At 67.8% G+C, this 25,766-nt stretch carries 24 protein-coding genes; 16 read left to right on the top strand and 8 right to left on the bottom strand.

The annotated features are described in order from the left end of the window. Positions 1 to 14: 14 nt before the first annotated feature. Both E6G92_03720 and E6G92_03715 read left to right on the top strand, forming a co-directional pair. Positions 15 to 326 (top strand): HPF/RaiA family ribosome-associated protein, encoded by a 312-nt coding sequence (locus E6G92_03720; protein TMJ18938.1) that lies wholly within the window; start codon positions 15 to 17, stop codon positions 324 to 326. 36 nt (positions 327 to 362) lie between these two features. After that, positions 363 to 1,091 carry an endonuclease gene (locus tag E6G92_03715; GenBank protein TMJ18937.1) on the top strand — a complete coding sequence of 243 codons (729 nt, stop codon included), beginning with the start codon at positions 363 to 365 and terminating at the stop codon, positions 1,089 to 1,091. 69 nt (positions 1,092 to 1,160) lie between these two features. Here E6G92_03715 and E6G92_03710 read toward each other — a convergent pair whose 3' ends face one another. Next, positions 1,161 to 2,447 (bottom strand): beta-lactamase family protein, encoded by a 1,287-nt coding sequence (locus E6G92_03710; GenBank protein TMJ20693.1) that lies wholly within the window; start codon positions 2,445 to 2,447, stop codon positions 1,161 to 1,163. A 165-nt stretch (positions 2,448 to 2,612) separates the two neighbouring features. On the opposite strand from E6G92_03710, the gene E6G92_03705 reads away from it, so the two are divergent. The 5 genes from E6G92_03705 to E6G92_03685 all read left to right on the top strand — a co-directional run bounded on the left by E6G92_03705 (position 2,613) and on the right by E6G92_03685 (position 8,411). After that, complete coding sequence (locus E6G92_03705) at positions 2,613 to 4,913, top strand: patatin-like protein (protein ID TMJ18936.1); 2,301 nt, start codon at positions 2,613 to 2,615, stop codon at positions 4,911 to 4,913. Positions 4,914 to 4,951: 38 nt separating this feature from the next. Next, a complete protein-coding gene (locus E6G92_03700; protein TMJ18935.1) occupies positions 4,952 to 5,257 on the top strand; it encodes a hypothetical protein in 306 nt (101 codons plus the stop codon). Next, positions 5,254 to 5,928 carry an orotidine-5'-phosphate decarboxylase gene (gene pyrF, locus E6G92_03695; protein ID TMJ18934.1) on the top strand — a complete coding sequence of 225 codons (675 nt, stop codon included), beginning with the start codon at positions 5,254 to 5,256 and terminating at the stop codon, positions 5,926 to 5,928. Before E6G92_03700 ends, pyrF begins: the two co-directional genes overlap by 4 nt. Positions 5,929 to 6,111: 183 nt before the next feature. Then, complete coding sequence (locus E6G92_03690) at positions 6,112 to 6,963, top strand: acetyl-CoA carboxylase carboxyltransferase subunit beta (GenBank protein ID TMJ18933.1); 852 nt, start codon at positions 6,112 to 6,114, stop codon at positions 6,961 to 6,963. Positions 6,964 to 7,094: 131 nt separating this feature from the next. Then, positions 7,095 to 8,411 carry a bifunctional folylpolyglutamate synthase/dihydrofolate synthase gene (locus tag E6G92_03685; GenBank protein TMJ18932.1) on the top strand — a complete coding sequence of 439 codons (1,317 nt, stop codon included), beginning with the start codon at positions 7,095 to 7,097 and terminating at the stop codon, positions 8,409 to 8,411. On the opposite strand, the gene E6G92_03680 is transcribed toward E6G92_03685, so the two are convergent. Next, the gene (locus tag E6G92_03680) at positions 8,396 to 9,709 is read right to left on the bottom strand and encodes an AmpG family muropeptide MFS transporter (protein ID TMJ20692.1); all 1,314 of its coding nucleotides are present in this window, start codon (positions 9,707 to 9,709) and stop codon (positions 8,396 to 8,398) included. The genes E6G92_03685 and E6G92_03680 overlap by 16 nt on opposite strands. A gap of 174 nt (positions 9,710 to 9,883) precedes the next feature. On the opposite strand from E6G92_03680, the gene E6G92_03675 reads away from it, so the two are divergent. Next, entirely contained in the window at positions 9,884 to 11,020 is a 1,137-nt protein-coding gene (locus tag E6G92_03675) for an aromatic ring-hydroxylating dioxygenase subunit alpha (protein TMJ18931.1), read from the top strand. Here the strand turns inward: E6G92_03675 and E6G92_03670 are convergent. Next, entirely contained in the window at positions 11,013 to 11,450 is a 438-nt protein-coding gene (locus tag E6G92_03670) for a response regulator (GenBank protein ID TMJ18930.1), read from the bottom strand. The two genes, E6G92_03675 and E6G92_03670, sit on opposite strands and share 8 nt — an antisense overlap. A 124-nt stretch (positions 11,451 to 11,574) precedes the next feature. On the opposite strand from E6G92_03670, the gene E6G92_03665 reads away from it, so the two are divergent. The 4 genes from E6G92_03665 (at position 11,575) to E6G92_03650 (ending at position 16,295) form a co-directional block, all read left to right on the top strand. After that, on the top strand, positions 11,575 to 12,741 hold the full coding sequence (locus tag E6G92_03665) for a pseudouridine synthase (protein ID TMJ18929.1): 1,167 nt from the start codon (positions 11,575 to 11,577) through the stop codon (positions 12,739 to 12,741). Positions 12,742 to 12,743: 2 nt separating this feature from the next. Next, positions 12,744 to 13,277, top strand: coding sequence for a 16S rRNA (guanine(966)-N(2))-methyltransferase RsmD (gene rsmD, locus E6G92_03660; GenBank protein ID TMJ18928.1), 534 nt, complete (start codon positions 12,744 to 12,746; stop codon positions 13,275 to 13,277). 40 nt (positions 13,278 to 13,317) lie between these two features. Next, complete coding sequence (locus E6G92_03655; protein TMJ18927.1) at positions 13,318 to 15,591, top strand: DNA helicase II; 2,274 nt, start codon at positions 13,318 to 13,320, stop codon at positions 15,589 to 15,591. A gap of 119 nt (positions 15,592 to 15,710) precedes the next feature. Continuing rightward, positions 15,711 to 16,295 (top strand): glycoside hydrolase, encoded by a 585-nt coding sequence (locus E6G92_03650; protein TMJ18926.1) that lies wholly within the window; start codon positions 15,711 to 15,713, stop codon positions 16,293 to 16,295. A gap of 260 nt (positions 16,296 to 16,555) precedes the next feature. Here E6G92_03650 and E6G92_03645 read toward each other — a convergent pair whose 3' ends face one another. Both E6G92_03645 and E6G92_03640 read right to left on the bottom strand, forming a co-directional pair. Further along, positions 16,556 to 17,146: a hypothetical protein gene (locus E6G92_03645; GenBank protein TMJ18925.1), complete on the bottom strand. Its 591-nt coding sequence runs from the start codon at positions 17,144 to 17,146 to the stop codon at positions 16,556 to 16,558. Positions 17,147 to 17,173: 27 nt separating this feature from the next. Then, on the bottom strand, positions 17,174 to 18,232 hold the full coding sequence (locus E6G92_03640) for a hypothetical protein (protein TMJ18924.1): 1,059 nt from the start codon (positions 18,230 to 18,232) through the stop codon (positions 17,174 to 17,176). 167 nt (positions 18,233 to 18,399) lie between these two features. Here E6G92_03640 and E6G92_03635 point away from each other — a divergent pair, with 167 nt between their 5' ends. Beyond that, positions 18,400 to 19,026: a MarC family NAAT transporter gene (locus tag E6G92_03635; GenBank protein ID TMJ18923.1), complete on the top strand. Its 627-nt coding sequence runs from the start codon at positions 18,400 to 18,402 to the stop codon at positions 19,024 to 19,026. A 125-nt stretch (positions 19,027 to 19,151) separates the two neighbouring features. Here the strand turns inward: E6G92_03635 and E6G92_03630 are convergent, their stop codons facing one another. Continuing rightward, on the bottom strand, positions 19,152 to 20,882 hold the full coding sequence (locus E6G92_03630; GenBank protein TMJ18922.1) for a DUF885 domain-containing protein: 1,731 nt from the start codon (positions 20,880 to 20,882) through the stop codon (positions 19,152 to 19,154). A 130-nt stretch (positions 20,883 to 21,012) separates the two neighbouring features. Here E6G92_03630 and E6G92_03625 point away from each other — a divergent pair, with 130 nt between their 5' ends. Next, positions 21,013 to 22,266, top strand: a complete 1,254-nt coding sequence (locus tag E6G92_03625) for an MFS transporter (protein TMJ20691.1) — start codon at positions 21,013 to 21,015, stop codon at positions 22,264 to 22,266. A gap of 2 nt (positions 22,267 to 22,268) precedes the next feature. Here E6G92_03625 and E6G92_03620 read toward each other — a convergent pair whose 3' ends face one another. After that, entirely contained in the window at positions 22,269 to 22,805 is a 537-nt protein-coding gene (locus E6G92_03620; protein ID TMJ18921.1) for a 2OG-Fe(II) oxygenase, read from the bottom strand. 38 nt (positions 22,806 to 22,843) lie between these two features. Between E6G92_03620 and cysK the strand changes: the two genes are divergently transcribed. Then, positions 22,844 to 23,761 carry a cysteine synthase A gene (cysK, locus tag E6G92_03615; protein ID TMJ18920.1) on the top strand — a complete coding sequence of 306 codons (918 nt, stop codon included), beginning with the start codon at positions 22,844 to 22,846 and terminating at the stop codon, positions 23,759 to 23,761. Positions 23,762 to 23,764: 3 nt separating this feature from the next. Here cysK and E6G92_03610 read toward each other — a convergent pair whose 3' ends face one another. Further along, entirely contained in the window at positions 23,765 to 25,207 is a 1,443-nt protein-coding gene (locus tag E6G92_03610; GenBank protein ID TMJ18919.1) for a hypothetical protein, read from the bottom strand. Positions 25,208 to 25,423: 216 nt separating this feature from the next. Here E6G92_03610 and E6G92_03605 point away from each other — a divergent pair, with 216 nt between their 5' ends. Beyond that, positions 25,424 to 25,717, top strand: a complete 294-nt coding sequence (locus tag E6G92_03605) for a hypothetical protein (protein ID TMJ18918.1) — start codon at positions 25,424 to 25,426, stop codon at positions 25,715 to 25,717. Positions 25,718 to 25,766 lie beyond the last annotated feature (49 nt).

The raw sequence follows: 25,766 nt of genomic DNA, 5'->3' as shown, positions 1-25,766 counted from the left end.
GAGGAGGCCAAGACGTGTTCGTCCAGATCCGCACCGACAACCAGATCATCAGCGATTCGGAAGCCAATGACAGGCTCGAGCAGAAGGTGCGCGCGAAGCTTCGCCGCTTCGAGCAGAGGCTGACCCACGTCGAGGTGCATATCGCGGACGTCAATGGCGCCAAGGGCGGCGATGCCGACAAAAGGGTCACGATCGAGACCCGGCCCGCCGGCCATCCGCCGGTCGCCGTCCACGCCGAGGCGGCGCGGGTCGAAAATGCCGTGACGCTCGCGGCGGACAAGGCGGCCAAGGCGCTGGAGCATGCGCTCGAAAAAATCGCGCATTGAGGTTGCGCTGATCCGCCGGGGCCTTCACCAGACGCCATGATCCGCGTCGCCTCCTACAATATGCGCAAGGCGATCGGGACCGACCGGCGGCGGCGGCCCGAGCGGACGATCGAGGTGCTCAACGAGCTCGGCGCCGACGTGATCGCGCTTCAGGAGGCGGATCGGCGCTTCGGATCGAAATCGAGCGCCATCCCGCTTTCGATGCTGGAGGCGCGCAGCGACTACAAGGCGGTGGAGATGGACGTTCGCGCCGGCTCGATCGGCTGGCACGGCAACGCCCTTCTGGTGCGCAAGAGCACCGAGGTGCGCGAGCATCACCTGTTCAGGCTGCCGGCACTGGAGCCGAGGGGCGCGGTTCTGGCGGAGATCGTGGTGGACGGCGCCTTGCTGCGGATCGTCGGAATGCACCTCGATCTTTCGGGCCTGTGGCGCAGGCGGCAGGCGCAGGCGATCCTTTCCCACTTGCACGAGCGCGACGGCGAGCCGCCGACCGTTCTGATGGGCGACCTCAACGAGTGGAGCAGCCGCGGCGGCTGCCTTCGCGATTTCGGCGCTCATCACGATTTCGCGCCGTGCGGACCAAGCTTTCACGCCCGCCGCCCGATCGCCTCGCTCGATCGGATCATGATCAGCCGCGACCTCAGGGTCGTCGCCAGCGGAGTCCACCGCAGCGCCTGCTCGCGCACCGCCTCGGACCATCTCCCGATCTGGGCGGAGCTCAAGCCCAACCCTCTCCCCTCTGGGGAGAGGGAAGAGCCGCGATAGCGGCGAAGGGAGAGGGGGTGTCGTAGTCCTGCCCCTCTCCCCAACCCCCTCCCCAGAGGGGAGAGGGAGTTAGCCGCCGCCCTCGTTGTCGGCGGGATGCACGGCATTGCCCGGGGCTTCGCTCTCGTCGGGCACGCGCAGATCGTCGAGATCCAGCCAGTCTCGGAACGGCAGGCGATAGACCATGTCCATCACCTCATATTCGATCCCGTTGGGCCGCGGGCTGGACGAGTTCCAGAGCACGACCACGCCCGCCTTGAGCGCCGGATCGAACATGATCATCGAGCGGTAGCCGCGCACGCCGCCATGATGGCCGATCACCCGGTGCCCGGCATAATCCATGATCCGCCAGCCGAGCCCGTAAGCGGTCGCCGCCGTCCGCTCGCGAAACTTGCGGCGGCGAAAATTCTCTCCCGGGGTGCGGATTCGCGGAGTCTGCACCGTGGCGAGGACCTGGGCCGGCAGGACGTCGTGCGCGAGCCCCATCTGCGCCAGCATCCAGATCGAAAGATCCTTGATCGTGCCGTTCACGCCCCCTGCCGCGGGAACGCGATAATAGGCCTCGTTGACCTCCTCGGGGCCGCGCGGATGGCCGCCGACATGCGGCCGCGCCCAGCTCGGCGCGCCGAGCAGCCCGTCGCGGCTGGCGCTGGCGCCGGTCATGCCGAGCGGCGCGAAGAAGCGTTCGTGCAGGAATTCGCCATAGGGCTTGCCCGAGATTCGCTCGACGATCTCGGAAGCCGCGTCGTAGGCGACGTTCTGATAGGCGTGGCAGGCGCCCGGCGCGCAGATGTTGTGCAGCGTGGCCAGTGTTCCGCGGAGGTAATGCGGGTCCATCCCGTCCTCGAGCTTCCCGTCCTGCGCATGGCCGAACAGGCCGAGCGTATGCGACAGCAAATTGGCGACGGTCGCGACATTCTCGTTGCCGCCGGGAAGATGGAGCGAAGCGGCGTAGCGGCCGACCGGTTCGTCGAGCGACAGGCGATGCTCGGCCGCGAGCAGGGCCACCGCGTCGGCGGCGACGCCCTTCGAGAGCGACGCCCAGCGGAACACGGTGTCGGCAGTGACCCGGTCGCTGCCTCCGGCGGCGGTAGTGCCGTAGCCTTTGATGAAGCGGATCTGGCCGCCCTCGACCACGCCCACCGCGAGGCCGACCATCGCCGGGTCCTGCATCAACCGCTGCAGCCTCGCGTCGAGCTGGTCGTAATTGACCGCGTGCGGCTGCCGCGCCGCCTCGCCGACCGCGACGTCGAAGCGGCGTGAAGGGGCTGCGCCCGGAACCGGCGCGCTGAAGCGCAACGCGACCGCCCACAGGGCGACCGCGGCAACCACTCCTGCAACGAGAAACCAGGCGATGCGCCGAACGTGCACGAAAGCGAGAATCCAGGTCCTTTGCGCCGGTTCCCATGAGCCGTCCGGCGCCTTCGCCTTAGCCGGGCGATTCCGCTAAAGGAAGCGAGGCCGTCACGGCTTTTCGAGCCTTGCTCGACAGGCCGCCCGCTTCCTGCCACGCTTGAGCGTATGCAAGAGAAGGAGCTGCGGATCGCCCTCGTCTGCTATGGCGGCGTCAGCCTCGCGGTCTACATGCACGGCATCACCAAGGAGATCTGGCGGCTGGCGAAGGCCAGCCAGGCGGTCCATTCGCGCAACCCGCCCGAGACCGGCCCCGAGGATCTCTACGCCCGGCTGCTGAAGACGATCGCGGCCGAGGCCAGCGTCGACATCCGGATCATCGTCGATATCCTCGCCGGGGCAAGCGCGGGCGGGATCAACGCCATCTTCCTCGGCCACGCCATCGCCTCGGGCCAGGCGCTCGATCCGCTGACCGACCTGTGGCTCGATTCCGCGGATGTGGACGCGCTGGTCGACAGCGACGTCAGTTCCCTTTCGCGCTTGGCCAAGATGTCGGCCATCCCAGTGGCCTGGGCTTTGTCGGCGCGCTCGGGAATCGACAAAACCGTCGAGCACGGCCACCGCGCCGAAATCCGCGCCAAGCTCGCCAATTTCGTCCGCGCGCCCTGGCTGTCGCCGCCCTTCGGGGGTCCGGAGCTGACCAACCTGATCCTCAACGCCTTCGACGCGATGGCGAAGGGTCCGCGCGGCGCCCCTCTCCTGCCGGACTATCAGCCACTCGACCTGTTCGTGACCGTCACCGATTTTCACGGCTATCCGGAGCAGCTCAGGCTCAACTCGCCGCGCGAGGTGATCGAGACGGAGCACCGGCTGACCCTGTCGTTCAACGATCCGGGCGGGCCCGGCCGCCGCCTCGCCGACCCCGCCGAGCTGGCCTTCGCAGCGCGCGCCACGGCGAGCTTCCCGGGCGCCTTCCCGCCCTTCCAGGTCGCCGAGCTCGACCGCTGCCTCGAGAAGCGAAAGCGCGCCTGGCCTGGCCGCGACTCGTTCCTCATTCGGGCGCTTCCGGGCCATGCGACTCTGCACGATGCCGAAAAAGCCGTGCTGATCGACGGGTCGGTGCTTCACAACGCGCCGTTCGGGCCGGCCGTCGCCGCGCTCGAGAAGCGCCCGGCGCGGCGCGAGGTCGACCGGCGCTTCGTCTACATCGATCCCAAGCCGGGGATGAAGAGCGTTCGGCTCGCCGCCAACGGCGAGGCCGAGCCGCCGGGATTCTTCGCCACCATCTTCGGCGCGCTTTCCGACATTCCGCGCGAGCAGCCGATCCGCGACAATCTGGAGGCGATGGACCGGATGTCTGCGCGGATCCGGCGCCTGAGGCGGATCATCGACGCGATCCGGCCCGAGGTGGAGGCCGCGATCGAGCGCGCCATCGGCCGCGCCTTTTTCCTCAGCAGCCCGACGCCGGCGCGGATCGCGGCGTGGCGAGCCAAAGCGCACAATCTCTCGGCGCGCGAGGCCGGCTATGCCTATGCCGCCTACGGCCAGCTCAAGATCGCGACCGTGGTCGAGGAGGCGGTTGGCATCGTCTTCCGGCTTGGCGGCGGCGGCGACAACCACCGGCGCAAGATGGTCCGCCGGGCGCTCTGGCGGCACATCCGCGATTCCGGCCTGGTCGATTCCGAAGCGGTGACCGCAAAGGGCGCGCGCGACGACGTGATCCGCTTCCTCGTCGATCTCGACATCACCTTTCGCACCCGCCGGCTGCGCCTCGTCGCGCGCCGGATCACCGAGACGACCGAGGTGATGGAAGCGTCGCGCGAGGCCCAGGAGGGGGTGCTGCGGGTCTTGCACGGCCTGATCGGCGCCTATCGGCAGCGCGTCCCGGAAGCGGCTCCGGCGCCCTTTCAGGGGGCATTCGCGAACGTCGAAGCCGACCCGGCCGCCGCTTTGGCCGCGCTCGCCAGGATGTTCGATCTCGAGCCGCTCGACCGCGAGGCCGACCTCGCGCTGAGCCGGGCGCTGCTGACTCTTCCGAAGGGAGACCGTCGGGCCCTGATCCTCGCCTATCTGGGCTATCCCTATTACGACATCGCCACCCTGCCGCTGCTCCAGGGCGAGGGTCTCGACGAGTTCGACCCGATCAAGGTCGACCGAATCTCGCCCAACGACGCGACCGCAATCCGGCAGGGCGATCCGCGCGCGACGCTCAAAGGGCTTCAATTCAACAGCTTCGGCGCCTTCTTCAGCCGCGCCTATCGGGAGAACGACTATCTTTGGGGTCGCCTGCACGGCGCCGACCGGCTGATCGACATCGTCAATTCCTCGGTTCCGAAGGCGCGCCAGCTTGCGCCGGACGCCGTCGCCGCGTTGAAACGCGACGCCTTCCGAGCGATCCTCGCCGAGGAAAGGCCGCGGCTGAAGGCGATCGACGCCCTGTTCGCCGAGCTCGAGCGCGAGATCGGCTGAGTCTGGACGCGGCGGGCGTTTTCGGAGAAGGGAGAGGGATGCAGTTCCTGAAGACTCTGTTCTGGATAATCGTCACCGCCGCGGCGACGCTGGTCGGCTACAACAATTGGTATTCGATCGATATCAGCCTCGGCGACGTCATCGTCAGCGTTCGGATGCCCCTGCTCGTCCTGGCCGCCTTCCTGCTCGGTTTCCTTCCGACCTTCGTCCTCTATCGCACCCGTTTGTGGTCGGTGCAGCGGCGGCTCGACGTCCAGACACAGGCCTATGCCGTGAGCCACCCGGCGCCGGTGCCGACCGGCAATGCACCGAATCGTCCGCCGGTCGGCGCCCCCGCGGAATGACGCGGCCGATCTTCGTCGCGATCGACACGCCCGATCTGGAACGCGCCAGCGCTCTCGCCGCCAAGGTCAAGGGCCATGTCGGCGGGATCAAGCTCGGCCTTGAATTCTTCAGCGCGAACGGCCCCGAGGGCGTTCGCGAAATGGCCGCGCACGATCTGCCGATCTTCCTCGACCTCAAGCTGCACGACATTCCCAACACCGTCGCCAACGCCGTCCAGGCGCTGCGCCGGATCGAGCCCGCCATCCTGACCGTCCACGCGGCAGGCGGGCGGGCGATGATGGAGGACGCCAAGGCCGCCGCTCCGTCCGGGACCAGGGTGGTCGCGGTCACCGTCCTGACCAGCCTCGACGATTCCGACCTCGCCGCCACCGGCGCTTCGGGCAATGTCCACGATCAGGTCGCCCGACTCACCGGGCTGGCGCGCGAGGCGGGGCTCGACGGAGTCGTCTGCTCCGGGGCCGAGGTCGGCGCGGCGCGCAAGCTCTGGCCGGACGGCTTCTTCGTCGTCCCCGGCGTTCGCCCGGCCGACTCCTCTGCCGGCGATCAGAAGCGAGTCGTCACCCCTCGCCAGGCGCTCGACGCCGGCGCCTCGATCCTCGTCATCGGCCGGCCGATCACCCAGGCCGAGGATCCCGGCCAGGCGGCACGCGCGATCGCGGCGACGCTTTAAACCAGGGAATTGAAATTCCGAAGCCGCTCCCCTCGATGGGGAGGGTTTGGGGTGGGGTGGACTCTCCGCATTGGCCGCGATCTTCATTGACTCCACCCCCCAACCAACCCTCCCCCATCGAGGGGGAGGGCTTTTGACAAAGGCCGTGCCCACGTCCTATCCGCCCGCCCCGAGGAGAAGTGCATGAGCTGGCTGAACCGGGTTCGCAACTCGATCCCCTTCCTGCCCAAGCGGGAGACGCCCGACAATCTGTGGCACAAATGCCCGGAATGCGAGGCGATGGTCTTCACCAAGGAATATGAGGACAATCTCTACGTCTGCCCGCGCTGCGACCATCACGGGCGGATCGGCGCGACCTTGCGCTTCGATCTGCTGCTCGACCCCGGCTACACGGTCCTTCCGCCGCCCGAGGTAAGGGAGGACCCGCTCAAGTTCCGCGATTCCAAGCGCTACGCCGACCGCATCAAGGCCGCCCGCGCGGCGACCGGGGAGCCCGACGCCTTGCTCAACGCGCGCGGCGCCGTCGACGGCAACCGCGTGGTTCTCGGAGTCCAGGATTTCTCGTTCATGGGCGGATCGATGGGCATGGCGGTCGGCGCCGCCTTCGTCGCCGGTGCCCGTGCGGCGATCGCCGACCGCTCGCCCTACGTCATCGTCACCGCGGCGGGCGGAGCGCGGATGCAGGAGGGCATTCTCTCGCTGATGCAGATGCCCAAGGCGACCGTCGCGATCGCCGAGCTCAAGGAAGCGGGGCTGCCCTATATCGTCATCCTCGCCGACCCGACGACCGGCGGAGTCACCGCCTCCTACGCGATGCTCGGCGACGTCCAGATCGCCGAACCCGGGGCGCTGATCGGTTTCGCCGGCCAGCGGGTGATCGAAAGCACGATCCGCGAGAAGCTCCCCGAAGGCTTCCAGCGCGCGGAATATCTGCTCGACCACGGGATGGTCGACATGGTCGTTCACAGGAAGGAGCTGCGGGAGACGCTGGCGCTTCTGCTCGATTATCTGACCCCGGCGAGGGAGGCGGCGTGACCGTCAAATCCTCCCCGGAACGGGGAGGGGGACCGCACGAAGTGCGGTGGTGGGGTCGACAGACGCCGGAGCGGCCCCTCCACCACGGCGCTTCGCACCGCGGTCCCCCTCCCCGTTCCGGGGAGGATTGATTGGCCGACCGCGCTTGCTCCGATAACCCCGCCGTCCAGGCCCAGCTCGACCGGCTCTCAGCCCTCTCGCCGGGGCGGGACATTCTCGGCCTCGAGCGAATCTCCGCGCTGCTCGACCGGCTCGGCAACCCGGAGCGGGCCCTGCCGCCGGTGCTCCACGTCGCCGGAACCAACGGCAAGGGCTCGACCTGCGCCTTTCTGCGCGCGGCGGTCGAGGCGGCGGGGCTCGCCGCCCACGTCTATTCGAGCCCGCACCTCGTCCGCTTCAACGAGCGCATCCGCCTCGCCGGCCGGCTGATCGACGACGAGCCGCTCGCCGCGCTCCTCGCCGAGACGCTCGACGCCGCGGACGGCATGGAGATCAGCTTCTTCGAAGCGACCACCGCCGCCGCCTTCCTCGCCTTCGCCCGCACGCCGGCCGACGCCTGCATCGTCGAGGTCGGCCTCGGCGGGCGGCTCGACGCGACCAACGTCGTCCCCTCCCCGATCGCCTGCGGGATCGCCCAGCTCGGCCACGACCATCACGCCTTCCTGGGCGAGAGGATCGAGCAGATCGCCGCCGAGAAGGCCGGAATCGCGAAGGCCGGCGTGCCGCTGCTCACCCAGCTCTATTCGCCCGACGTGGCTGCCGTGGTTGGCGAAGCGGCGGCTAAGGCGGACGCCTCGTGGCTCCCGCGCGGCGGCGAGTGGGATGCCGAAATCGGCAGCGCCTTCGCCTATCGCGACCGTTGGGGCGCGATCGAAGGCCCTCTGCCGGAGCTTTCGGGCGCGCACCAGGGGCTCAACGCCGCTTTGGCGATCGCCATGCTGCGTCACCAGCGCGTTCTCGACGTGCCGGAGAGCGCGCTCAAGGCCGCATTGCGCTGGGCGGAGTGGCCGGCGAGGCTTCAGCGGCTCGGGGCGGGACCCTTGGCGAGCGTCCTTCCGGCCGGCTCGGAGCTATGGCTCGACGGCGCCCACAATCCCGCGGCGGCGCGCGCCGTCGCCGATCATTTCCGTGGCCTCGACCGGCCGTTCCACATGATCTTCGGCCTCCTCGCCAACAAGGATGCGCCGGGCGTGCTCCAGCCCTTTCGCGGGCGGTCGCTGACCCTGCACGCAATTCCAGTCGCCGACCACGAGCACCACGCCCCGGCAGCGCTGGCCGCGGCGGCGCGCGCGATGGGGATGAACGCGATGGCCGCAACGGATGTGCGCGACGCGCTCGGCTGGATCGCCCGCCACGCCGACCCGGCGAGGCCGGCGGTGGTGCTGATCCTGGGCTCGCTCTATCTCGCCGGCGAGGTGCTCGCCGGAAACGATCAGCCTCCGGGCTGAGCCTCGGCCCGGGCGTCGCCCTCGCCTTCCTTGCCCGCGGTGCCGATCGAGGCGTCGATCAGGCCCATCCGCATCATCCACCAGAAGAGCAGGATGCCGGGCAGCGCCGCGAGGGTCGTCAGCCAGTAGAAATTGACGAAGCCCATCGCCTCCACCAGCGCGCCGGCCGTAGTGCCAGTCAGCAGGCGGCCGACGATGCTCGTGCCGGCCGAGATCAGGGCATATTGCGAGGCGGTGAAGCGCAAATCGGTCAGCGCCGAGAAATAGGCCACGAGCACCACTCCACCGACCCCGCTCGCCATGTTCTCGAAGGTCATGCAGGCGGCGAGCCCGATATTGCTGTGCCCGCCGATCGCAAGCAGCGCGAAGCTGGCGTTGGAAACACCCATCAAGACAAGGCTCAGCAGGACCGATCGCTTCATCCCGAGCTGCGCATAGAGCCAGCCGCCGATGAAAATGCCGATCAAATAGGCCCAGAAGCCGACCGCGACGTCCCAAAGCGCGATCTCGTCGTTGGAATAGCCCATATTGTCGAGCAGCAGCCGAAGGACGAGTTGCCCCAGCGTGTCGCCGATCTTGTGGAGCAGGATGAAGAGAAGGACGAGCACGGCGCCCGTTCGCATGAAGAATTCGGTGAAAGGCCTCCAGATCGCGGCCAAGCTCTGCCGCGCGCCCTTGCGCGCCGCCGCCTCGCGATGCCGCTCGGGTTCGCCGAGCACGAGGCCGGTGATCATCGCCGGCAAAGCGAACAGCGCGCAGGCCATATAGGCCCATTGCCAGCCAATCCGGTCAGCGAGCACCAGGGCGAGGGCGCCGGCCGCGGTAGAGCCGATCCGCCAGCCATATTGCGACATTCCCGAGCCTTCGCCGAGCTGGCGCGGCTGCAGCATTTCGATGCGATAGGCGTCGATGACGATGTCGTAGGTGGCGCCCGCGAAAGCGACCAGGATTGCGGCGAGGGCTGTCTGCCACAGATTGGCCGCCGGGTCCTGGAACGCCAGGTTGGCGATCGCCGCGACGACCATCACGCAGGCCACGATCAGCCAGGAGACTCGCTGGCCGAGACGGCCCAGGACCGGGATCCTCACGCCGTCGACGATCCAGGCCCAGAGCGGCTTGAAATTGTAGACGAGGATGGCGAGCGTGAAAGCGGTGACGCTGCTCGCTTCGATGCCGGACTGCGCCAATCGGCTCGTCAGGGTCGCTCCGATCATCGCATAGGGGGCACCGGACGACAGGCCGACAAAGAAGGCGGCCATCGGTTCGCGCTCGAAATAGGCGCGCATCCGGCGCGGCATTCGGTCGCCCAGAATCCTCGCCAGGACGTAACCCAGCGCGATGATCGCGACGACGATGATTGCGGCAAGCTGGCTTCTGCTCATGCCTTGTTGTAACGAGTCGATCCCGCCCGCCTAGCCCCTACGGAAGGGCCGAAACTTGCCTTGCGTGGCGACGCGGCGCAAGATCGCGGAATGGACATGCCGATCCGGCAGCGGCCGACGCAAGGCCAGCTCAATCTCGCCCGCAAGATCGTCGAAGGCGGCGAAATGACGGGCTCGGGGATCACCACCGTCCCCGCTTCCGTCTATACCGATCCCGCGCGCTTCGCCGCCGAGAAGGCGAAGCTGTTCGACCGGATACCAATGGTCATCGCCCCTTCCGCCCTGCTCCCGCAACCGAACATGGCGGTCGCCCACGATGGCTTCGGCATCCCGCTGCTGCTGACGCGCGACAAGCAAGGCATCGCGCATGTCTTTTGGAACGTCTGCCGCCACCGCGGCACGCGGCTGGTCGAGCAGGGCGACGTCCACAAATGCCCGCGCATCGTCTGCCCCTACCACGCCTGGACCTACGCCGCCGACGGCGCGCTTGCGGCGATGCCGCGTCCGGACAGCTTTCCCGGGCTCGACAAGGCCGACCATCATCTGAAGGAGCTGCCCAACATCGAGGCCGGCGGGCTGATCTGGTTCGCCCGCGAGAGCACGGACTTCGCCGACGGCCGGGCGCTCGCGCCCGAATTCGACGCGTTCGGCCTCGCCGGCCATCACCTGTTTCGCCGCAAGGTCCACGACGTCGCCGCCAACTGGAAGCTGATCATGGACGCGTTCCTCGAAAGCTACCACGTCCAGCGGCTCCATTCGCAGACCATCGCCCGCTTCTTCACCGACGGAATCACGGTCGGCGACACGATCGGCGTCCACCAGCGCTCGGCGGTCGGCCGGACCGACTATCTCGCCAGCGTCGACCATCACGATTGGGCGGCGCTGCGCGCCGTGATCACCTTCGCCTACCAGCTCCTCCCGGCGACGATCATAATCATGAGCCCGGATTACGTGAACCTGATGGTGCTGATGCCGCAGAACGAGGGCCGCACCCTCGTCGAGGATTTCATGCTGATCCCGCAGGCGCCCTCGAGCCCCGAGGAGGTCGGCCATTGGGAGAAGAGCTGGACCCTGCTCGACGAAGGCGTCTTCGCCGGCGAGGATTATCGCGCCGCCGCGCTCGGCCAGAACGGCCTCGCCTCGGGCTCGATCGATGTGGTGACTTTGGGCACGCTCGAAACCGGCATCCGCCGCTTCCACGACGAGGTGGAGCGGGCGCTCAGCTAGAAGCAGGCGCGTAGAGCGTGAGCTGCTTCGGCCGGCGTTTCGGCTTTTCCCCCTGGATGTGCCGGTCGACCGCGGCAAGGGCGTCGAGCAGCACCTTTTCGGAATAGGGCTTGGCCAGGCAGCCGAGCGCGAGCGCCTTGGCATCCTCGGCGCAATAATGGGCGGTGACGAACAGCACGGGGACACCCTTCGCCTGCGCCGCGCGCGCGACGTCGACGCCCGAGCCCTCGCCGGCCAGGCTGAGGTCGGTCATCACCAGGTCGATCTCGTTCGCGTCGATCGCCTCGGCCGCGTCGGCATAAGAATCGACCGTCGCGACGATCTCGTAATCGTCGTCCTTGAGCATATGTTCGTTGTCGAAGGCGACCAGAGGCTCGTCCTCGACGATCAGGATCCGCCGGATCGACCTTTCGCGCTTGGCAAAGAGCATGTAGTGCGCGTGCCTCCCTGTTTTTTCGTTCGCTGGCGTAACGGACGATCTGGACGTTGGTGCCCCGCGCCGCAATCGGGGCTACGAATATTCGCCTCGAACCGCCCGGGACAAGAGACCAAATATGGCCCCGCTTAAGGAATCGACCAAAGACACGCAGCGCATCGCCAAGCTGATGGCCCGCGCGGGCGTCGCTTCGCGGCGCGAAATCGAGCGGATGATCGCCGAAGGGCGAATCGCGATCGACGGGAAGACGGTCGAAACGCCCGCGACTCTGCTGGCCTCGCTCCACGGAGTCACGGTCGACGGCCAGCCGGTCAAGGCGCCCGCCCCCGCGCGCCTGTTCCGCTACCACAAGCCGGCCGGACTTCTCACCGCCGAGCGCGACCCCAAGGGCCGCCCGACCATCTACGACCGCCTGCCGAAGGACCTGCCCCGGGTGATGCCGGTCGGCCGGCTCGACCTCAACACCGAGGGGCTGCTTCTGCTCACCACCGACGGCGAGCTCAAGCGCCAGCTCGAGCTGCCCGCCACCGGCGTCGAACGCAGCTATCGCGCCCGCGTGTTCGGCGAGATTAGCCAGGCGCAGCTCGAGGAGCTGATCCACGGCATCGAGATCGAGGGCGTCCGCTACGGCGCGATCGACGCCAATCTGGAGCGGCGCACCGGCCGCAACGCCTGGGTCGAGATGCGCCTTCGCGAAGGCAAGAACCGCGAAGTCCGCCGGGTGCTCGAGCATCTCGGCCTGCAGGTCTCCCGCCTGATCCGCACCGCCTACGGCCCCTTCCCCGTCGCCGATCTGGCGCCCGGCGCGGTCGAGGAGGTGCGCCAGCACGATCTGGTCGAGTTCCGCCGCATGCTGAGCGGCCTCAAGCCGATGGCCGCGCCGGAATCGAGCGAACACAGGCCGCGCCCTGCCCGCCCTCCGGCGCCGAAGCGCGCCTTCGTCCGGCGTAATGCGCCGCGAGACGAGCGCCCCGCCGTCGCCCCCGCCCGGCCGCCGCGCGCGCGCACCGGCCCTCCCCGCGAGGAACGCCCCGCCGACGCCCCACCGCGGCCCTCGCGCGCCCGCACCGGCCCTCCCCGCGAAGAGCGAGCGCGCACGGGCCCGGCCCGCAATGTGCCGCCACGCGAAGATCGAGTCCGTTCAGGCCCTCGGCGAGAGGAACGCGAACGCCGCGGCAAGCCCGGAGGCCGCCCCCAACGCAGCGGCCCGGCAAGGGGCACTCCCACTCGTGGCGGCCCCGGCCGCGGCGGTCCCAAAGGCCGCCCGCCGGGCAAGCGCGGCTAGACGTGAGGATCATCGCCGGACAATGGCGGGGGCGGACGATCGGGGCGCCGTCGGGCCACGCCACCCGCCCGACCAGCGACCGCGCCCGCGAAGGCCTGTTCTCGATGCTGCAGAGCCGCCTCGGCAGCTTCGAGGGCCTGAAGGTCGCCGATCTCTTCGCCGGCACCGGCGCGCTCGGCCTGGAGGCGCTCTCGCGTGGCGCCGCCCATTGCGCGTTCGTCGAGAAGGACCGCGCCGCGCTCGATATCCTCAAGCGCAACATCGCCAGGCTCGGTGCGGAGGCGCGGAGCGACGTTCGCGCCCAATCCGTCGAGCATGTGTCGCTTCCGCCCTGCGACCTCGTCCTGATGGACCCGCCCTATGGCAAGGGCCTCGCCCAGGCCGCGCTCGACCGGGCCCCGGCCTGGCTCGCACCCGGCGGCTGGCTGAGCGTGGAGCTGCACGGCGAGACTCTGGTTCCTCCACCGGGCCTGGAGCTTGCGGTCGAGCGCCGATTCGGCAAGGCGACGGTGATTTTGCTTCGAAACCCCGCATGAGGCGTTGAGTGAAGCGCTCCCGTTCTCTACCTGTTCGCCCGTGACCGACGCTCCCGCCAACGAACCGCCTTATCTCGCCGGCCTCAACCCGCCGCAGCGCGAGGCGGTGCTGACCACCGAGGGCCCGCTGCTGGTGCTCGCCGGCGCCGGCACCGGGAAGACCGCGGCGCTGACCGCACGGCTGGCGCACCTCCTCTACACGCGGCGGGCCTGGCCCTCCGAGCTGCTCTCCGTGACTTTCACCAACAAGGCCGCGCGCGAGATGCGCGAGCGGGTCGGCCGGATCGTCGGCGAGGTCGTCGAGGGCATGCCCTGGCTCGGCACCTTCCATTCGATCGGCGCCAAGATGCTCCGCCGCCACGCCGAGCTGGTCGGCCTCAAGAGCAATTTCACCATCCTCGACACCGACGATCAACTGCGCCTGCTCAAGCAGCTGATCGCCGCCGCCGACATCGACGAGAAACGCTGGCCGGCGCGGATGATTGCCGGGATGATCGACCGCTGGAAGAACAAGGGCTGGACTCCCGACCAGGTCGATGCCGGCGAGGCGGAAGGCTATGCCAACGGCAAGGGCGCCAAGCTTTACGCGGTCTATCAGGCGCGCCTTCGCGACCTCAACGCCTGCGATTTCGGCGATCTGCTGCTGCACATGCTGGTGATCCTGAAAGGCCACCGCGACGTGCTGGAGCATTACCAGCAGCGCTTCAAATATATCCTGGTCGACGAATATCAGGACACCAACCAGGCCCAGTATCTCTGGCTCCGCCTGCTCGCCCAGGAGCGAAAGAATATCTGCTGCGTCGGCGACGATGACCAGTCGATCTACTCCTGGCGCGGGGCCGAGGTCTCCAATATCTTGCGTTTTGAGAAGGACTTCCCGGGCGCCGTTATTATCAGGCTTGAGCAAAATTACCGCTCGACGCCGAACATCCTCGCCGCCGCCTCGGGCCTGATCGCCCAGAATTCGGGCCGGCTCGGGAAGACGCTCTGGACCGAGGTCGACGAGGGCGACAAGGTCCAGGTGATCGGCGTCTGGGACGGGCCGGAGGAGGCGCGCCGGATCGGCGAGGAGCTGGAGACGATCCAGCATCGCGGAGGCCGCCTCGACGATTGCGCGATCCTGGTCCGCGCCCAGTTCCAGACCCGCGAGCTCGAGGACCGCTTCATCGCCATCGGCCTGCCCTACCGGATCGTCGGCGGCTTCCGCTTCTACGAGCGCGCCGAGATTCGCGACGCGCTCGCATATCTCCGAGTCATCGCGCAGCCCGCCGACGATCTCGCCTTCGAACGGATCGTCAACACGCCCAAGCGCGGCCTCGGCGACAAGGCGATCGCCAAGCTCCACCAGCTCGCCCGAGCCGAGAGCATTCCCCTCTCCCTCGCCGCCGCCCGAATCCTCGACACGGACGAGCTGACCGGCGCCGCGCGCAAATCGCTCGGCAATCTGGTGGGCGATTTCGCCCGCTGGCGCGCGAAGCTCGACGACGAGATGCCGCATCCCGAGCTCGCCCGCCTCATCCTCGACGAGAGCGGCTACACCGCGATGCTCCAGGCCGACCGCTCGGCCGAGAGCGCCGGCCGGCTCGAGAACCTCGCCGAGCTGGCGCGGGCGATGGAGGAATACGAGACTCTCGGCGCCTTCCTCGAACATGTCAGCCTGGTCATGGACAACGACGCCGACCGGGAGACCGACAAGGTCACGATCATGACCATCCACGCCGCCAAGGGGCTGGAATTCGACACCGTCTTCCTCGCCGGCTGGGAGGAAGGCGTCTTCCCCTCGCAGCGCGCGATGGACGAGGGCGGCAATGCGTCATTGGAGGAGGAGCGCCGCCTCGCCTACGTCGCGATCACTCGGGCGCGGCGCAAATGCGTCATCCTCCACGCCGCCAACCGCCGGATCTACGGCCAGTGGACCTCGTCCATCCCCAGCCGCTTCGTCACCGAGCTGCCCGAGGCGCATATCGAGGCGGAAACGAGCATGACCGGCGGCGCCTCGCTCTGGCGCGCCAACTGGTCCGAACGCGCCGACCCCTTCGCCAACGTCGCGCGAGGCAACGGCCGCGGCCCCGGCTGGCAACGCGCCGCCTCCAGCGGAGCGTTCGAGCGCACGCCCTCGCGGGTGCTGGAGGTCAAGGCCAGCGCGATCAGCCTCGGGAATCCGGGGAGGAGCGACATCGCACTCGGCCAGCGGGTCTTCCACTCGAAGTTCGGCTACGGCAGGGTGGCCGAGATCGAGGGCAACAAACTGGAGATCGATTTCGAGAAGGCGGGGCGCAAGCGGGTGTTGGATAGCTTCGTGAGCGTGGAATAATCTGTAGCTTTGTGGTATAGGTCTGAGCCCAGACATCGAAGGAACACCAAGATGACTTTAAATCAAGCTTGGTCTACCGCAGTTGTCGATCTTTCCCGCCACCAGGATGGTGATATCGATTGGCTAGAGATGAAGCAGGCTGGGATTATTGCTATAATACACAAGGCACTGAGGGCATAGACGTAGAAGATGCTAAGTATCTATATCGCCGGGATAAGGCTCGCGAAGCAGGCTTGCTATGGGGATCTTATCACTTTGCGGGCTTAGAAGGATCAGACGGCGTTCGACAGGCTGATCATTATATTGGTTTTGTAAGACCCAGAGACGATGAGTTTATATGTTTTGATTGTGAGAAACATGGCACGTTTGAAAATATGCGTCTATTCGTTGAACGAGTGCGTCAACGATTGGGTCGATATCCAGCTATCTATGGACGGCGTCTTCTTCGAACTCTGATGCACGGAAACGGCGAGTCGATCGTCACACGAGGCATATTGTGGTACGATGAGTATCCGCCGCCCACATACAACCTCCCTCGTCAGTCCCTGCCTGAAGGATGGGACGACTGGACGCTCTGGCAATACACCGACGGCAGGTCTGGGCCGCAACCTCAAGTAACTCCAGGCGCTGGTCGCGTAGATCGCAGCGTCTTCAAGGGATCGTCCGAGGCCTTGATATCTGCATGGCCTTTCGCACGCGATTAACTTTGAGCACTAATCGGCGGAAAACTCCGGAAATCTGTGACAGTGCACCAGGTTACTGAAGCATGTTCGGCGATTGCTTCACGAATCGCCCGGCGGCATCGGGCACGCCCTTTCCCGAGATAAAGGCTTCGATTGACTGGCAATACGCGATCGCCGCCGCGCGGAAGGTAATGCGATATTGCGCCAACTCCTCGCTTGCCGCCGCTTGCGCGCCTCCTCGACTCGCGATCCCTCGCCTAGCGATCGGTGCAGTGGGCGCCTCAGCGCGCCGGCGCGTCCGCCGCAACGAGCAACCCGTCGATCCGCTCGATCGCCCCGTTCGACGCCAAGGTCTCCTCGACCAGCCGCCCTCGCCCGCCCGTGTCCGAGGCGACGACGATCGCGTCGCCGTCGCGGGTGAAGGTCAGCGTGCCGCCGGCCATGGTTCGCATCTGCGTCGGCCGCGACCCGCCCCGCGCCAGCGCCGCCTCGAGATCGCGGCGGGTGACGACGCCCGGGACGATATGGGCGCGGAGCAGAGCGATGGCCTGCGGCCGCATCGCCTCCCCCTTCAGCGCATCGGCCTGAGCGCCCAGGGCGTTGAACGCGCCATTGTCGGGCGCGAAGACGGTGTAGGGGCCGGTGCCGCCGAGCAGATCAGCCAGGCCCGCATTGCCGGCAATCTCGTTCAGCTTTCCAAGGTCGCCGTCTCCCGCCAAAGCCGCCGCGACTGTCTGGCTGCCTGGCTCAGCCGTGTTGGCCGCCGCCGCGCCGTTCGCGGCGGTCGCGTTGCCGCTGTCCGCGGCGCGGTTGCAGCCGGCGAGGAGGACGACGGCGGTGGCCGCCGCCAAGCCGATGCGCGAAAGGTTCATGCGTTTCGTCCTTCTGATGACCTGCGGTCAGGAAAGCAGGCTGATCGCCGCCTGCACCAGCTGGGTCGTCGGATCCATCTGGTAGATGTAGCCGTCGCTGTAGCGGTACATGTTGTCCGGCGTGTCGTAATATTGGCCGCGATAGGCGTAGGGCACGTTGTAGATGTCGTAGCCCGTCGGCATCGCCTGGCCGATATTCCACTGATCGCCGGTGAGCAGCCCGGCCACCTGCTGGATCATCTGCGTCTGCGGATCGAGCCCATAGACCACGCCGTCGGCGTAGCGATAATCGTAAGGATCGTTCCAACCGTAATATTGGCTGAGATAGGTCGGCACGGGGGCGTAGCCGTAGCTGGCGGGCCAGGGATTGCCCTGCCACAAGGCGCCGCCGGCAAGCGGAACGAAGCCCTGGACCATGCCGCTCGGGGCAAGCTTGTAGAGATAGCCGTCAGCATAAGCGTAATTGCCCTCGCGGTAGCGCGGCCACAGGCTTGCGTCCCAGCTCCGCTCGGCGAGGTGGCGCGCCTGGCCCGGCGGCAGGCAGCCGTTGTTGCGGCGGGCGAGGCCCGGCGGGCAGCCGTTCACCAGGCCCCGGGCCGGCTCCCAGCGGACCCGCACGATCTCCGCCGGATTGGTGACCAGAACCGCCCGGCGCTCGAGGCGGGCGCGCCCGCGGTCCTCTGCATGGCCGCGCCCGCGGCCGTTGCCGTCGAGGCGGACGCCGGGGCGAAGCACGTCCTCGTTGCGAACGTGGGCGACGGGGCGTCCGCGATCCTCGGCATGGCCGCGGCCATGACCCCGGCCCGGCTCCTCGGCGACATGGACCGCGCCGCCGCGATCCGGGCGCTGCGCTTCGGCGCGCGCCTCATGGCCGCGGCCGCGCTGAGCGTCGTCGGCGCCGCGGGCCTGATGGGCGTTACCGTTGCCGTGATCGCCGCCACCGCCGCCGCCGTGCCTGTTCTGAGCCTGGCCATGACCCTGGCCGCCGCCATGGCCGCCGCCGTGTCCGCCGCCATGGCCTTGCGCCTGAAGCGGCGCCGCGAGCGCGATCGTCGCCGCGCTCATCGTGAGCAGCACTTTACGCATGTTGGAATCTCCTTCTGAACCGCAACGGGTGGAGATCGGCGGTAGTTCCGCGCCTCATCGCGCGCCTCTCTCGGGACAAACCCGCATTGAGTCGCGCGGGCGCTCCCTCCATTTCAGCCGGGCATCCTTGCGGGAGAGAGGCGATCACGATCTTCGGCCAGGCGATCATGCTCACCGTCGGCGCGCTGCTGCCGATCATGAACCCGTTCAGCACCGCGCCCTTGTTCGTCTCGCTGACCGCGGGCTTCGACGACAAGTGGCGCAACCGCCAGGCGCTGCTCGCCTGCATTTACGCCTTCGCGATCCTCGTCACCTTCCTTCTGCTCGGCGCCTGGATCATCGATTTCTTCGGCATCTCGGTGCCGGGCCTCAGAGTAGCCGGGGGGCTGATCATCGGCTTCATCGGCTTCCGCATGCTGTTTCCTCCGCCCGCGGCGCCCCAGGCCGCCGGTGCCGAAGGCCAGCCCCAGGCGCGCGACGTCGCTTTCACGCCGCTCGCCATGCCGAGCCTCGCCGGGCCGGGCTCGATTTCCGTCGTGCTCACCGCCGCCGCCCAGATCCGCAGCCACTATCCGGAAGATTTCGTGCTGATCTACGCCGGAGTGATCGCGGGAATGGCGCTTACCCTGCTCTTCTCGCTCCTCGTGCTGCGCGGGGCGGCGATGATGGTCCGCTTCCTCGGCCAGGGCGGGATCGACGCGATGACCAAGATTTTCGGTTTCCTCCTGATCGCCATCGGCATGCAATTCCTGCTCACCGGGATCAGCGACTTCTACGGGATAGGGGGCGCTTGAACCGCACGCGCCATTTCCCGCTCATCCTGAGGAGCCGTTGAGCCTGTCGAAACGGCGTCTCGAAGGACGGTCCTTCGAGACGGGCCTTCGCCAAGCTCAGTCCCTCCTCAGGATGAGCGAGAAGGTTAGAACACGGCCCTCGGCGTACCGCCCATCATCTGCGCCCTAACCAACGGGATCGGCGGGCCGCCGAAGCTGAGGAAGCGGTCATGGAACGCCTTCCAGCCGCTCCGCCCGCCATGGCCGCGCACCCAATCCTCGCGCAGGCGCCTGATCATCAGCTTGCCCATCGTATAGTTGAGATAGGCGGGATCGTAGGTGCCGCGCGCCGCCTGCTGACGGGCATTGCCTTCGTCCTGATAGCATTGCTCGCGGAACATCGCCCGCGACTGCGCCTGGGTCATCCGCCCGGTGTGCATTCCGATCGCCGAGAGGAAGCGGCAATCGCGCAGCAGGGCGTTGGAGAGCTGGCCGACATGGGTCTCGGCGTCGCCATTGCCGAGCCCCGCGTCCCACATCATCTCTTCGGCATAATGGGCCCAGCCTTCCGCGAAGGCATAGCCGACATAGACCCGGCCGAAGGTGAAGGGCGAGCGGTTGGCGTGGAGGAAGTTGAGGAAGTGGCCGGGCCAGACTTCGTGGACCGAGGTGAACATGAGGTCCGCCTCGCCGGGAACGAACGCGGCCTGGACTTCGGGCGTCCAGCTCGGGTCCGGCGGGGCGATATAATAGACCGAGGGCAGGCCGGTCTCGTAGGGTCCCGGAATGTCGATATAGGCCGAGTTCTGCCTATTGTAGGGCGGCGCCTCCTCGACATGGGCTTCCTCGGTTCCGGGAATGCTGACCAGATCGTGGTCGCGGATGAATTGCCTCAGGCCGGCCAGCTGCCGCCGCGCACCGGCGACCGGGCCGCCCTCGGGCTTGCGCGCGTTCATCCGGTCCATGCAGGCGGGCACCGTCGCGCCGGGCGCGAATTGGGCGCAGGCGGCCTGCAGCGCCTGCTGGTTGCGGAGCAGATCGGCGCGGCCGATCGCCTCGAGCTCGGCCAGCGGCACGTCGACCATCTCGGTGTCGCGGATCATTTGGGCGAACCGCTCCGGCCCGAGGGCGAAGTTCGTCGTCGCCCGCGGCCGCTGGGCTTCGAGCCAGTCGGCGAGGCCCCGCATCGCACGCGCCGCCTCTCGCGCCGCCGTTCGAAGTTCGGCCTGGAGCTCGGCATCCCGGACTTCGGCGAAGGCCCGGGTGCCGTCGCCGGGATAATATTCCGCGAAGCCGCCGAAGGCGGACTTGCCGTAGTCGATGAAGCTGACCGGAAGCGGCGTGCGCAAATTGGCCCGGATCTGCCCGGCGGCGCGCGGGATCTCGCGCAGATAGGCGATGAAGGCCCTGAGCCGGGTCGCGGCAGGCGCGTAGGGCCGGGTGACGTAGACCGACGGATCGAGCCCGTTGTTCATGTAATAAGCGGGGTTGCTGTGTGGCTGATCGGCGGCGTCCACCCAGAAGAGCGCGCCGCGCGTGCGGGCCATCAGGTAGTCGCGCTCGAACCGCTGCTCCGGGGTGAGGCGGCGGGGATCGAAGGCCTCGGCGGCGGCAAGCGCGCTTCGCAGCCGCGCTTTCTCGTTCTGAAGCCCCGTTTCGCTCCAGTCGGGCAGCCGGCCGTCATATTCGTGCTTTCCCTGGACCACCGCGAAGGCCGGATTGGCGCGGAAATCCTGATCGATGTAGCGGGCCATGAAGGCGGGCCAAGTCTCCCCGGCCTGGACGTCGGGCGGCGGAGGCGAGCCCGGTCCCGTCGCGCAGGCCGCCAGCGCCAAAGCGGCCGCCGAAACCAGCAAAGCCGTGAACCCATGCTTCATCGCACCCTCCACGTCCCCAAAGGCCCCAAGCGCTTTTGCGGGGGATTTCGTTCCGGCGCCAGCATGGCCTTCCGCAAATATCGCGACGGCGATGTTGAAGCCTCCCGCCCGGCGGCCTAACTGCCGCCTGATGCAGCCGAGCTCGCCCTTCGCCGTTCGCGATTTCCGTTTCTACTGGGTGGCCCGGCTGGCCTCGACGATCGCGCAGATGATCACCGTGATCGTCATCGGCTGGCAGGTCTACGACATCGCCCGCCAGACCATGGATCTGAAGGCCGCCTCGTTCCAGCTCGGTCTCGTCGGAGTCGTCCAGTTCGTTCCTCTGTTCGCGCTTACGCTGGTGACAGGCTGGACCGCCGACCGGCTCGACCGGCGCTTCATCGCCCGGGCGACGATCGCGCTCGAACTGCTCTGCGCGGGCATCCTTGGCTGGTGCTCCTGGCAGGGCACGATCACCCTTCCCATACTCTTCGCCGTCGCCGCCTTGCTCGGCGTGGCGCGCGCCTTCGCCATGCCGGCCTTGCAGGCCCTCTCGCCCAACCTCGTCCCGCGCGAGATACTGCCAAAGGCGATCGCGATGAGCTCGATCGCCTGGCAATCCGGATCGATCGTCGGGCCCGCGCTCGGCGGCTATCTCTACGCCTGGGCGCCGCCCGCGCCCTATGCGGTCGCGGCCGGCCTGTTCGCGCTGTCGCTGCTGTGCATGTTCATGATCGGGTCGAAGCCTCGAACCCCGATCGAAGGCTCGAAGCATCCCTGGCACCAGATGGTCGACGGGCTTCGCTACGTGCGCGGCAACAAGCTCGTGCTGGGGGCGATCTCGCTCGATCTGTTCGCGGTCCTGCTCGGGGGCGCGACGGCGATGCTGCCGGTGTTCGCGCGCGATATCCTCCACGCCGGCCCCACCGGCCTCGGCCATCTGCGCGCCGCGCCGGCGCTCGGCGCGACGTTGACCGCCATCTATTTTTCCTTCCGCCCCCTGAAGAACGAGGTCGGGCTCAAGATGCTCGGAGCGGTGGCGGCGTTCGGCGCGGCGACGATCGTCTTCGGCCTGTCGCGCTCGATGGAATTGTCGCTCGTCTGCCTCGCCTTGCTCGGCGCGGCCGACATGCTCTCCGTCTACGTCCGCCAATCGCTGATCCAGCTCCATACGCCGGACGACAAGCGCGGGCGCGTGGGCGCGGTCTCGTCTTTGTTCATCTCCGCGTCGAACGAGCTGGGCGAGGCGGAAAGCGGCTTTCTCGCCGCGGTCATCGGGCCGGTGGCCGCGGTGGTCGCCGGCGGGATCGGCGCCATCGGCGTGACCCTGCTGTGGGCCAAATGGTTTCCCGAGCTTCGGCGCGCCCGAAACTTCGACCCGCCCGAGCTCAAGGCCGCCGAATGACGTCAGGGCCCGCCCGTCCAGGCGACCAGCGCCCAGCGCGTGCCGCGGGTCACCGGAGTCACCCGGTGAAGCGCGCGCGAGGGAAAGAGCTGGGCGCTGCCGCGCGGAAGGGTGCGCGTGCGGCCGATCAGGTCGGGAACGGTCTCCAGCTCACCGCCCTCATAATCCTCCCGCTCGGACAGCTCGATCGAGAGGGAAACGAGGCGCTGCCGGTCGGCGTCGGTCCCGCCATCGGTGTGCCACAGCGCGAAATGGCCGCCCTCGTCGTAGCGCAGCAGCTGGATCTGCTCGGCAATCGGGCCGACAGGCAGGCCGAACTCTGCCCCGCCGAGCGCCAGCAAGGCGTCGAGGCGCTCGAACAACCAACCCGCCTCGGCGCGCGCGATCAGGCGCGAGCGGACGTTGCGCACCGCCGGATCGATCTGCCGTTCGCCGCCGCCGTAAACCGGCGCGGCTTCCATCGCGCCCGCCAATGCTATGATCGCGTCGCATTCCGCCGCGTCGAAAGCGGCGGGAACGGCAAGATAGGATTTCGTCACCCCCCGATCCTAACCGCCCTCGCAACAGGAGCACAGCCATGAAAGCCGGCAACATTCTCGAGACGATCGGCAACACGCCCCATGTCCGCGTCAACCGCCTGTTCGGCGACGCCGAGGTGTGGATCAAGCAGGAGCGCTCCAATCCGGGCGCCTCGGTCAAGGACCGGATCGCGCTGGCCATGGTCGAAGACGCCGAGGCCTCCGGCAGGCTCAAGCCCGGCGGGACGATCATCGAGCCGACCAGCGGCAATACCGGGATCGGCCTGGCGATGGTCGCCGCGGTCAAGGGCTACAAGCTGGTGCTCGTCATGCCCGAGAGCATGAGCCTGGAGCGTCGCAGGCTGATGCTCGCTTATGGCGCGAGCTTCGATCTCACGCCCAAGGAAAAGGGCATGAAGGGCGCGATCGCCCGCGCCGAGGAGCTGATCGCGGCGACCGGGAACAGCTGGATGCCGCAGCAGTTCGAAAATCCGGCCAATCTCGAGGTCCACCGGCGGACCACGGCGCGGGAGATCCTCGCCGACTTCGGCGACGCGCCGATCGACGCTCTGATCACCGGCGTCGGCACCGGCGGTCACATCACGGCCTGCGCCGAGGTGCTGAAGGCGGAATGGCCGGGCCTGCAAGTGTTCGCGGTCGAGCCGACCCTGTCGCCGGTCCTTTCGGGCGGCGATCCCGGGCCGCATCCGATCCAGGGCATCGGCGCCGGCTTCATTCCGGCGATCATGGACACCAGCCGGCTCGACGGAATCATCCAGGTCGACCCGGCCGACGCCAAGGAAATGGCCCGCCGCGCCGCGCGCGAGGAAGGGATGCTGGTCGGCATCAGCTCCGGCGCGACGCTGGCGGCGATCGCGCAGAAGCTTCCCGAGCTTTCGGGCAAGCGCATCCTCGGCTTCAACTACGACACCGGCGAGCGCTACCTTTCGGTACCCGATTTTTTGCCCGAAGCCTGAGCCCTATCGCTGTTCCTCCTCGCGGCGGAGCCTTTCCTGCTCGTCGCGCGGCGGCTGCGGCATCGGCGCGTCGACGATGATGGCGACCTCGCCGATCCGGACCGGGGCACGCGGTTGCACCGTCTCGGCGCGCCGGCCGCGATCGAGCCCGGAGACCGGCACGAACGTCACTTCCAGCGTCGCGGGATCGAGGTCGCGCAGGACCCGGCCCAGCGGGAAGACGAATTCGGCGGGATGGTAATGGTGGGCGCGGTCCTTGATGCCGGCCCCGAACAACGCGAAAATCCCGATGAGAGTCCGCTCATTGGGGGCAGTTCCCCGCGGTCCGACATGCACCTCCCAGCTGATTTCCGGTGCCCTGTCGGCCTCGACATTGCGGATCTGAAGGGCGACATTGCGCTCCCGCATCCGCACCGTCTCGCGCAGCCGCGGGACCGCGTTTCGCGCCTCGGGCGGAATGAGCGGTACCCTCACCGGAATCCGCTCCAGCACGAGCGGCCGCCGCGACAGCGCCAGGATCGCGACCTCCAGGACCGCAGGGTTGAATATGCGCGGGCAATATTGATTCACCTGGGGCGGCTCGCCTTCATAGGCGTAGCTCAGTTGCAGCGCGGCGCGCAGCACGTCGCAGCCTTTCAGGCTGACCGGCTCGCAGCATTCGTCAAAGAAGGTATAGGTCGTGTTGCGCCAGGTCGTATTCCCGACCGGGCTGCTCCGGCCGCCGCCCTGCGCCAGCCACAGGTTCCAGAGCCGGTCGACATGGGCGTGGTGCAGGTAGAAGATCGGGTCCAGCGCCGCGGTCACGACGCAGCACATGTTCCCGCTGACTGCGCCGTGGACGGAGCCGTGCGGCCCGTTCACGGAGCTTTGCGTGTTGAAATAGTCCAGCAACGTCATGGCGCTCGTCACGGACGTTCCGAGGGAAGCCGACAACGGGGTGCCGGCATTCACGCCCGCGTCGCGGGAGGCATCGAACAGCTGCGCGTCGGTGGTGACGCGGAACGGGGCGGGAAGCGCGCGCTCGGCGGGGTTGCCCCAGTCCCAATAGGGGATCGCCCAGTCGTACATGCCGGACTGCTTCCGGACGATCCGCTCGAAGAAATAGAGGTACATGCGGTGCCAGGCCCAAAAGAAGGCCGGGTCGGTGTGGCATGTATTCCACGAGGGAAGGTTGGCCGGGTCGGTCGTGCCGTGGATCGCGGCCTGATAGAACCAGCTGCACGGATTGTTGTTGGGGAGCAGGCGCATCGCCCGGATTGCGCGGCGGTAGCCCCTGAGGATCGGGTCGTTCTCCGCCATCGTGGAAGCATTGCGCCTCATGGTCGGCCCGGCCGCGTAATCCGCGAGAGCGGGCACGCCGACGAACAACTGAGTGCCGGCGACGAAGGTCGCAGCTGCCCCCGTCTTGATCAACTGGCGTCGACTGAGCGAATTTTCCATGATCATCCCTCCCCAATGAGATTATCGGGGATAATATTATCATGAATGCGGTGCTCGGTGCACAAATACTTGCGCCCCGCCGTCTCCAACGCTTCTCGTTGAGCGCCTCCCACAGCGCGTCGTTCACAAGGCATCGGTTTTCGGTCCGCCCATTAACCTCCTTTCCCCGGAACCGCGCGTTGTGCGGCCCGTTCTCGACCCGCAACAAACAGGAGCGAGACGATGGACGACGACAGGCCCGTGGAACGCGAGACGGTGGTGGTCGCGAGCGGCGACCGGGGCGGCGGCGGAGGCGGCGCCATAGCGGCGATCCTCGTCGTGCTGGTGATCGCTGTGCTCGCCTTCCTCTATTTCGGAGGATATCTCCAGCGCGCGGCCGACGAGACCAACATCAATGTCGGCATCGAGACGCCCAAGATCGAGCTTCCGGACATTCGAGTCGAAACCCCTCCCGTCGTGGTCCAGCAACAGCCGGCGCAGCAGCCCGCCCAGCCCGCGGAGGCCAACAAGCAATGATGTGCGAATGCGGCGTCGGGGATTCCGGCGCCGCTTCGCCGGGCGTGCG

The sequence above is a fragment of the Alphaproteobacteria bacterium genome, assembly GCA_005883305.1.
GTDB lineage: Bacteria > Pseudomonadota > Alphaproteobacteria > Sphingomonadales > Sphingomonadaceae > Allosphingosinicella.
Note: the sequence above shows the minus strand (reverse complement) of the source record. Positions and strands in the feature narration are given on the sequence as shown.